9 protein-coding genes are annotated in these 8,896 nt (G+C 64.3%); 6 read left to right on the top strand and 3 right to left on the bottom strand.

The genetic code is table 11. From position 1 onward, the window contains the following. Window positions 1–104 precede the first annotated feature (104 nt). From ACEN8I_RS23955 to ACEN8I_RS23930, 6 genes are all read left to right on the top strand, one after another. Window positions 105–374 (top strand): LysR substrate-binding domain-containing protein, encoded by a 270-nt coding sequence (locus ACEN8I_RS23955; RefSeq protein ID WP_413331156.1) that lies wholly within the window; start codon window positions 105–107, stop codon window positions 372–374. Between the two features lie 83 nt (window positions 375–457). Then, complete coding sequence (locus ACEN8I_RS23950) at window positions 458–1,372, top strand: ketopantoate reductase family protein (protein ID WP_413331155.1); 915 nt, start codon at window positions 458–460, stop codon at window positions 1,370–1,372. A 190-nt stretch (window positions 1,373–1,562) separates the two neighbouring features. After that, entirely contained in the window at window positions 1,563–2,315 is a 753-nt protein-coding gene (locus ACEN8I_RS23945; RefSeq protein ID WP_413331154.1) for an SDR family oxidoreductase, read from the top strand. Window positions 2,316–2,431: 116 nt separating this feature from the next. Beyond that, window positions 2,432–2,836, top strand: coding sequence for a cupin domain-containing protein (locus tag ACEN8I_RS23940; RefSeq protein ID WP_413331153.1), 405 nt, complete (start codon window positions 2,432–2,434; stop codon window positions 2,834–2,836). Window positions 2,837–3,139: 303 nt separating this feature from the next. Further along, a complete protein-coding gene (locus tag ACEN8I_RS23935) occupies window positions 3,140–3,952 on the top strand; it encodes a formate/nitrite transporter family protein (RefSeq protein WP_413331151.1) in 813 nt (270 codons plus the stop codon). Between the two features lie 63 nt (window positions 3,953–4,015). Further along, window positions 4,016–5,761 (top strand): protein kinase domain-containing protein, encoded by a 1,746-nt coding sequence (locus tag ACEN8I_RS23930; RefSeq protein ID WP_413331150.1) that lies wholly within the window; start codon window positions 4,016–4,018, stop codon window positions 5,759–5,761. 8 nt (window positions 5,762–5,769) lie between these two features. On the opposite strand, the gene ACEN8I_RS23925 is transcribed toward ACEN8I_RS23930, so the two are convergent. From ACEN8I_RS23925 to ACEN8I_RS23915, 3 genes are all read right to left on the bottom strand, one after another. Further along, the gene (locus ACEN8I_RS23925; RefSeq protein WP_413331149.1) at window positions 5,770–6,270 is read right to left on the bottom strand and encodes a hypothetical protein; all 501 of its coding nucleotides are present in this window, start codon (window positions 6,268–6,270) and stop codon (window positions 5,770–5,772) included. 153 nt (window positions 6,271–6,423) lie between these two features. After that, window positions 6,424–7,344: an OmpA family protein gene (locus tag ACEN8I_RS23920; RefSeq protein WP_413331148.1), complete on the bottom strand. Its 921-nt coding sequence runs from the start codon at window positions 7,342–7,344 to the stop codon at window positions 6,424–6,426. Between the two features lie 216 nt (window positions 7,345–7,560). After that, on the bottom strand, window positions 7,561–8,640 hold the full coding sequence (locus tag ACEN8I_RS23915; protein ID WP_413331147.1) for a Bug family tripartite tricarboxylate transporter substrate binding protein: 1,080 nt from the start codon (window positions 8,638–8,640) through the stop codon (window positions 7,561–7,563). Window positions 8,641–8,896 lie beyond the last annotated feature (256 nt).

Genomic DNA, 8,896 nt, shown 5'->3' with positions numbered 1-8,896 from the left:
GGCTCGGGGTAATCCACTTCCCAGCCCGCGCCCGGGGCGACTTCCGCCATGGTTTTGGCGCCGTGGGGGCGGCCATTTAATTCCCGGCCCCCCAGCCCGAATCCGTGGTGGTCAACGATCCCACCGCCATGCGCGCCGCGGCCCTGATGGGCCTGGGCGTGACCTTGCTGGCCGTGCCCGACGTGCTGCCGCAACTGGAGCGCGGCGAACTCGTCAGGCTGCTGCCGCGCTGGTATGTGGATGCGGGCGCCATCTCGATTTACTACGCCACGCGCAGCCAGATGCCCGCCAGGACCCGTGTTTTCATCGACTTTGTCGCCGAGGCCTTCGAGCGCGAACAATTGGGCCGGCGTTTTGCCGGCAGCCTCGGTTAGGGGCTCCGTGGGGGCGCCTGCAGACACGGCGGACTTCCACCACAATCGCTGTCTTCACATCTCCCTCGCACCAGAAGGCAGTCATGACCCAATCCCTCAAAGTCGCCGTGATGGGCGCAGGCGCCGTCGGTTGTTATTTCGGCGGCATGCTTGCGCGTGCCGGCCATGAGGTCGTGCTGGTCGCGCGGCCCCAGCATGTGGCGGCGATTGAGCGCGACGGCCTGCGCATGGAAACCCGCATGTTCGACGAGCACGTGCGCCTGGCCGCCAGCAGCGACCCGGCCGCCGTCAAGGGCGCCGACCTGGTGCTGTTTTGCGTCAAGTCCACTGACACTGAATCGGCCGGCGCGCTGATGCAACCGCACCTCAAGGCCAACACCCTGGTGCTGTGCCTGCAAAACGGCGTGGACAATGCCGACCGCCTGCGCGCGGTGCTGCCGGAAACTGCCGTGGCCGCCGCCGTGGTCTATGTCGCGACCGAAATGGCCGGCCCCGGCCACCTCAAGCACCATGGCCGAGGCGACCTGGTGATTGAGCCCTCGGCCCTCAGCGACAGCGTGGCGCAGGCCTTGGTTGCCGCCGGTGTGCCCACCGAGATATCGGCCAATGTGCGCGGTGCGCTCTGGGCCAAACTTATTCTCAACTGCGCCTACAACGCGGTTTCGGCCATCGCCCAGCTGCCTTACGGCAAGACGGTGCAGGGCGTGGGCGTCATCGATGTGATGCGCGACGTGGTCGCCGAATGCCTGGCGGTCGCCAAGGCCGAAGGCGTGCAGGTGGCCGGCGACGTGCACACCGCCGTCGAAAAGCTGGCCGGCAGCATGCCCAACCAGTACGCTTCCACGGCACAGGACCTGGCGCGCGGCAAGCCCACCGAGATCGACTACCTCAACGGCCTGATCGTCAAGCGCGGCGAGGCGCTGGGCGTGGCCGTGCCCGCGAACCGGGTGTTGTGGGCCATGGTGAAACTGCTCGAAGCAAAAGCCGCGTCGGCCTGAGCTCCCAGCAGCCGACGTGTGCCCGGTTTTTTCCGTGGAGGCATCGCTTGGTGAATGACTCCTTCCTCCGCTGGGGTAAGGGGCAAGAGAAATGGTCAGGGCAGGGCGCAGGCGTCACAAACCGGCAACGTCAATCGTCATAGATGCAGGTGGTACTCAACTTCGAGCCACTCAACCTGAAGGAACATCTATGAAAATCGTCGTCATCGGAGGCTCAGGCCTCATCGGATCCAAACTCGTCAACATCCTTCGCCAGCGCGGCCACGAGGCCATCGCCGCATCGCCGGCATCCGGCGTCAACACCCTCACCGGCCAAGGGCTGGCCGAGGTCCTCGCGGGCACCCAGGTGGTGGTCGACGTGGCCAATTCGCCCTCGTTTGAAGACAAGGCCGTGCTGGAATTTTTTGAAACCTCGGGCCGCAACCTGCTGGCGGCCGAAGCGGCCGCCGGTGTGCTGCACCACGTCGCGCTCTCCGTCGTCGGCACCAACAAGCTGGTGGAAAGCGGTTATTTCCGCGGCAAGATCGCCCAGGAAAAAATCATCAGGGCCAGCAGCATCCCCTACACCATCGTCCACTCCACCCAGTTCATGGAGTTCCTGGGCGGCATCGCCCAGTCGGGCACCGAAGGGCAGACGGTGCGCCTGTCGCCGGCCTTTGTGCAACCCATCGCGTCCGACGACGTGGCCGCCGCGATGGCCGACTTCACGCTGGGCGCGCCGGTCAACGACACGGTCGAGATCGCCGGCCCGGAGAAAGTGCGCTTGCCGGACCTCGTGCAGCGCTTCCTGACGGCAAGCAATGACCCGCGCAAGGTCGTCGCCGACCCGCAGGCGCGCTACTTTGGCGCCGAGCTCAAGGACGACACCCTGGTGCCCGTCGGCAAGGCGCGTCTGGGCGCGATAGCGTTCGAGGAGTGGTTCAAATCTCAAGCCCGACGTTAGGCGGTCGGCAGGCGAGGGAGCAAGGCGGGCCTGTCACAAACCGGCGCCGCCAATCGTCATAGAGGCAGGTGCGCCTCAATCCCGAACTGCGCCCCGCAACCTATGAAGAAGCCATCATGAACAAGACCTGTGTTTCCCTGTTTCTCGCAAGCGCCGCCTTGCTCGCCCAGCCCGCCATCGCCGCCGGCCCCGAGGGCGTGACCGTCAAGCCGGTCATGGCCAAGGACCTGTCCGACCTTCCCGGCAAGGAAGGACTGATGATTACGGTGGACTACGCTCCCGGCGCCGCCGACCCGGTGCATCGCCATCACGCGCATGCCTTTGTCTATGTGCTTGAGGGGGCTATCGTGATGCAGGTCAAGGGCGGCAAGGAGGTCACGCTGACGGCCGGCCAGAGCTTTTACGAAGGCCCGAACGACATCCATACCGTGGGCCGCAACGCCAGCAGCACCCAGCCCGCAAAGTTCCTGGTGCTGCTGCTCAAGAAGAAAAAAGCCGAGGTGCTGGAGCTGGTGAAGTAAGCACCAAAATGTTGAGCCGGTCCCGGCAGGCGCACGCATTTGGGGCAATGTGCCCGCGTTGCCGGCACATGCGGGGGCAAAAACGCCGGTTTCAGGCCGCAATCCCGGCGGCACAGTAGTTGCTTTGAGTGATCCGCCCGGCTAACGACGGCCGGGCAAGGCGCGGCCTGTACCTATGTAGGGCCGTTGCCCGGCGGATCAATGGATAACGACGTCCACTTCCAGCCTCCCACTTTGGGGGCGCCTGGGGGTGGATTTTTTTTTTGGCCGTTTGAGGCCGATAGCAAAAAACTTGAGGAACATATGGCTTATCTAGTGCCTTCGGAATTTGTGACCAAGATGGTGGACGCGGGGGAGTCCAAGATCTTTATGTCCACCCGCGACACCGTTATCCGGGCCTACATGGCCGGCGCCATTCTGGCCCTGGCGGCCTGGTTTGCCGTCACCATCAATGTGCAGACCGGCCAGCCCCTGCTGGGCGCCGTGCTGTTCCCGGTGGGTTTTGTCATGCTCTACCTGTTCGGCTTTGATTTGCTGACCGGTGTGTTCGTGCTGTGCCCGCTGGCGCTGATCGACAAGCGCCCGGGCGTCACCGTCAAGGGCGTGCTGCGCAACTGGGGTCTGGTCTTTACCGGCAACTTCCTGGGGGCGTTCACGGTGGCCGTGATGATGGCGATTTACGTCACCAATGGCTTTTCCACAGAGCCCAGCGCGGTCGGCAAGGCCATAGGGGTGGTGGGCGAGAACCGCACCTTGGGCTACCAGAAGTACGGCGCCAACGGCATGCTCACGCTCTTCGTGCGCGGCATGCTGTGCAACTGGATGGTGTCGGCCGGCGTGGTCGGCGCGATGATCTCCACCCAGGTCAGCGGCAAGGTGATCGCGATGTGGATGCCCATCATGCTGTTTTTCTACATGGTCTTCGAGCACTCCATCGTGAACATGTTTTTGTTCCCTTCTGGCCTGCTGCTGGGCGCGCATTTCACCTTCATGGACTACCTGCTCTGGAACGAAATCCCCACCGTGCTGGGCAACCTGGTGGGCGGCCTGGCCTTCACCGGCCTGACGCTGTACGCTACGCACGTTAAAACCGGACCGATCCGTTCCATCAAATAATCCGCCTCCACAACAAAAGCCCTCGCGCATGCAAGTTGCGCGAGGGCTTTGCCGTCAGCCACTATGTCCCCTGAACTGAAAATATCGGCGGGCCAGTATTCGGACAAGGGCCGCAAGGAGACCAACCAGGACTTCCACGGCATCTACGTACCCGAAGAGCCGCAGCTCAGCGCCAAGGGCATCGCCATCGCGCTGGCCGACGGCATCAGCAGCAGCGCCGTCAGCGACGTGGCCAGCCAGTACGCCGTCACCGGCTTCCTGGAAGACTATTACTGCACCTCGGAAGCCTGGTCGGTCAAGACCTCGGCCGAGCGCATCCTGAGCGCCACCAACTCCTGGCTGCATGCGCAGACGCAAAAAAGCCCCTACCGCTACGACAAGGACAAGGGCTATGTGTGCACCCTGAGCGCCATGGTCATCAAGTCGGCCACCGCGCATATTTTTCATGTGGGCGATTCGCGCATCTACCGCCTGCGCGGCAAGGCGCTGGAGCAACTGACCCGCGACCACCGCGTGTGGATCGCCCAGGGCCAAAGCTATTTGGGCCGCGCGCTGGGCTTCAAGCCCCAGCTGGAGATCGACTACCAGACCCAGCAGGTAGAGCAGGGCGACATCTTTTTGCTGGCCACCGACGGCGTGTACGAACACGTCAGCGAGCACGACATGGCCGCCATCATCCGCGGCGGCGCCGACGCACCCGGAGGCCTTGAGCTTGCCGCCAGGGCCATCGTCGACAAAGCCTTTGAACGCGGCAGCGGCGACAACCTCACAGCCCAGATCGTGCGCGTCGATGCGCTGCCCCGCCGCGAAGCCGGTGAGATGCTGCAGCAACTCTCAGGCCTGCCGCTGCCGCCCATCCTCGAGGCCAGGACGCAGTTTGACGGCTACACCATTGTTCGCGAAGTGCAGGGCAGCAGCCGCAGCCATATTTACCTGGCCACCGACAAGGACACCGGCGCGCTCGCCATCCTCAAAACCCCGTCCATAGACCTGGGCGGCGACCCGGTTTACCTGGAGCGATTCCTGACCGAAGAGTGGATCGCCCGGCGCATCAACAGCGCCCATGTGCTCAAGCCCTATGTACCGACCCGCAAGCGCCACTATGTGTATGTGGCCACCGAATACATAGACGGGCAGACGCTGGCCCAGTGGATGATTGACAACCCCCGGCCCGCGCTGGAGTCGGTGCGCGGCCTGGTGGAGCAGATCGCCAAAGGCCTGCGCGCCTTTCACCGGCTGGAGATGCTGCACCAGGACCTGCGGCCCGAGAACATCATGATCGACAACACCGGCACCGCCAAGATCATCGACTTCGGCGCCACCCGCGTGGCCAGCCTTGCGGAGCTTGACGGTCCCGGCGGGCGGGATGACATCCTGGGCACGGCCCAGTATTCAGCGCCCGAGTATTTTCTGGGCGAGGGCGGCACCACGCGCTCGGACCTGTTTTCGCTGGGCGTCATCACCTACCAGATGCTCACCGGGCGGCTGCCCTACGGCGCCGAAGTCGCCAAAAGCCGCACGCGCGCCGCGCAAAACAAGCTGCGCTACGACTCCGCGCTGCGCGACGACCGCGAGATCCCGGCCTGGATAGACGATGTGCTGCGCAAGGCCGTGCATCCCGACCCGGCCAAACGTTATGGCGAGCTGTCGGAGTTTGTCTATGACCTGCGCCACCCCAGCCAGGCCTTTATGCACAAGACGCGTCAGCCGCTGCTGGAACGAAACCCGTTGGCGTTCTGGAAAGGGCTGTCGCTTGTATTGGCCGTGGTCATTGTGGTGATGCTGGCCCTGAAATCGACGACCGGTTAGCCCGGGTCTTACCGGCTGCCGCCGTAGTCCGCCAGCAGCCCGGGCAGCGCCCGGTCGGCGATCTGCATCTGCTCGGGGCTGAACTGGGCCAGCAAGACTTGCGCGGTGGCGTCCAGCGTCGCCAGCATGTTGGAGCGCCTTTGCGCGTCGGCCAGCAGGTACTGGAAGGCGTCTTTCGCGGTCTGTTCATCCACGATGCGCTGGCCGGCCGGGCCGCTGGTCGCCATGTCCAGGAAGCGCCCGCGGAAATTCTCCCAGGCCGGGCCTTGCTCGCGCGTGATCTGCAGCGCCACCCGCAGGTCAAACAGCCGGCGGCTGACCTGCTCCCAGCGCGACTGCACGCGCGGCGCCTGCGGGCCTTCCGCCTGGGCCTCGCCGGGGCGGTGGGGGCGTGCGCCCCCTGTGTTGTACGCGCCCCCGGTGCTGTATTGAGCATGGCTGGCGCAAGCCAGTCCCGCCAGCAGCAGGGCGGCGGCGCCCGCTCGCCAGTGTGCCGATGAAATATGCATGTCCTCTTCCTGTGGTTGCCGCGCGGCCTTGCGCGCCCCGCCTATTTTCGGGACGCTTGCGCGTCCGGCGGGTAGTGCTTCGGTAAAGCACAAGTAAACCACAGGCCCCAAGCGGCCTGGGCGCCCCCGGTCTTGAGGAACTAAGCTGGGCGCTTAGATGGACAATACATACACTTCCACACGCCGTGCATCTGCGCCTCCTTGGGCGCTTCCTGCGCTAGTAACCGTTCTCAAGACCGAGCGCTTTCCTGATACTTCTGCCTGTAGGAAGGTCCCCACAGAATGGGCCCGGGCCAAGCCCAATTGCAGGTTGTGTAGATAACTGCCTGAGCTGTCGGCATAGCCCACCACGTCAAATTGAAGCAGCTCCGCTTTGGGCGCTGCCTGCATCAGCCGCCCAAATTGCGTCACGATGTCTTTTCTCATGGCCGGCGTTAACGTGCTCGCCCCCACAGCAAAACCCGTGACCGAAAACTTCCCCGGCAGAAGCTGTGTCTGCTCTTGCGGCGAGGCACCGCGGGTCGCAAGAGTTTCCAGCTTGCGGGAATTCTCATTGACCGAAGCAGTCAACTCCCCCAGTCTGATATGTACCACCTTGAGCTGCGAATCACTGCCTTCGGGCAGGCCGGCACCTTTTTCGTCCTTGGGCAGTTCGGCCTCCTTGGTCTTGACGCCTTCCACCACCTTCGCAGAGTCAGGATTCTTGCGAATGTCTTCGGTGATCTGAAGAATCAGCTCATTGGACTTGGCGATTTTGTCGCCGATCGCGGCGATCTTGTCGACGGGCTGCGGTTTCAGCTCCAGTAGTAACGAGACCAGGTTGCACTGAGCCAGCCGGTACTCGTTTACCCGCAAAATCGCATCGGAAATTGTTTGGCGGGCAGCTGGCGTGTATTCGCCTTCACCCAGCTTAATGATGTCAGAGCTCCCCACGGGAATTGTTAGCCCCTTCACATGGATGGCCCCCGCGCTTTTTTCCACCAGCGAGTTGCAGCCCGGCGGCACTCGGGGGATACATCCGCCCAGTAGAACAAGTGGGACCACGCAGGTAAAAATCTTGGTCACGGTGCGCATGCTTCCTCCAGTATGTTGTTGTGTATGAGAGGGACTCAATGCTCCCACAACGGCCTGGCACCGCGCGCTGAGAAGCCCGTGCCCGGCAGCCGGACACACTTTGTCACGGATGTCGATGGGGAGCAAGCGCAAAACCAGCGCCCGCGCCGAAATGTGAATTTGACCCAAATTCAAACGCCAGCGCCGATCAGGGCTGGCGTCAAAGCGTTGGGCAGCTCAGCTATCCGCCCGTATACCCCGCAGCATGATGATGCCGCCCAGGTTGCGCGTGTCGGCGCGCATGCGGGTGCGCAGGCCCTCGGCCGTGGAGGGCGCCGGCTGCCAGCCCACCGTGATCAGGCGCTGGCGCGTGTCGCCGGTCTTGAGCGCATCTATCACCGCCGCGCCCAGCTTGTCGCGCACGGCGGCCGGCAGCGAGGCCGGGCCGGCCAGCGCGGTGAAGAGCTCCATGTCCGCGCCCATGATGCCCACCTCGCGCAGCGTCGGCAGCTCGGGTGCCAGCATGCTGCGCTGCTCCGAGGTCACGCCTATGACCTTCATCTTGCCGGCCTTGACCTGCTGCATCGCCAAACCTGGCGGCAGCAGCGCCGCCTGCAGCTGGCCGCCCAGCATGGCCGTGATGATTTGCGGGTTGCCGGGGTAGGGCACGTGCATCACGCCCAGGCCGCCGCTGCGGCTCTTGATCAGCTCCATGCCCAGGTGGCCCGGCGTACCCGCGCCCGGCGAGCCGTAGTTGGCCTTGTCGCCCTGGTTGCGCAGCCAGGTCAGCCATTCCTGCGGCGTGCTGCCCTGCGCGAAATTGCTCACCACCATCACCATGGGCGTCGTGCCTATCAGCGCGATGGGCGCCAGGTCCACGGCGGGGTCGTAAGGCGCCATCGGGTTCAGCAGCTTGGCGATGGTCAGCTGGCTGTTGTTCATCACGCCAAAGGTGTGCATATCGGTCGCCTTGGACACCTGGTCGGCCGCGATGATGCCCGAGGCGCCGGCCTTGTTCTCCACAATCACCGGCTGGCCCAGGGTTTTTGACAGCTGCTCGCTGATGGAGCGCGCCGACAAATCCTGCACCGACCCCGGCGGAAAGCCTATCAGCAGGCGTATCGGTTTGGTCGGCCATTCGATGGCCACCGGTGCCGCGGCGGCAGGCTTTGCGGCCGCGGGCTTGGCGAGCGCGAGCTTGCCGCTGGCCGCGTTGCCTTGGGGGGGATTGGCCTGGGCCCAGGCGCCGGACGATGCCGCCGCCAGCCATGCCGCCTGCGTGATGACCAGCGCGCGCCGTGAGAGAAGTCGTGTCATGAGAAGCCCTCTGTTGGAGTGAAGAAACCAGACCGCTGTGGGACTCAGACTCCAGACAAGCCGTGGCATGGCGCCGCTCCCCGGCATACATGCCTGCGCGGTCGTGCCCGCAGCCAATGCTGCGGGCCGTCCAACGCTCCCCCTCTTGCTGTCAATCCCGCCCCTGTGATGCGAACCATTGTGTTGAGCGGCCCGTGCAACGGTCAACCTGTTAGCCCTGACAGGGTTTGGCGGTGAAAGGGGGATGGGCGGGGAG

It is taken from the genome of Polaromonas sp. CT11-55, from assembly GCF_047303325.1.
Classification (GTDB): domain Bacteria; phylum Pseudomonadota; class Gammaproteobacteria; order Burkholderiales; family Burkholderiaceae_C; genus Polaromonas.
The sequence above is the reverse complement of the archived record's forward strand: the minus strand, read 5'-3'. Positions and strand labels throughout refer to the sequence as shown.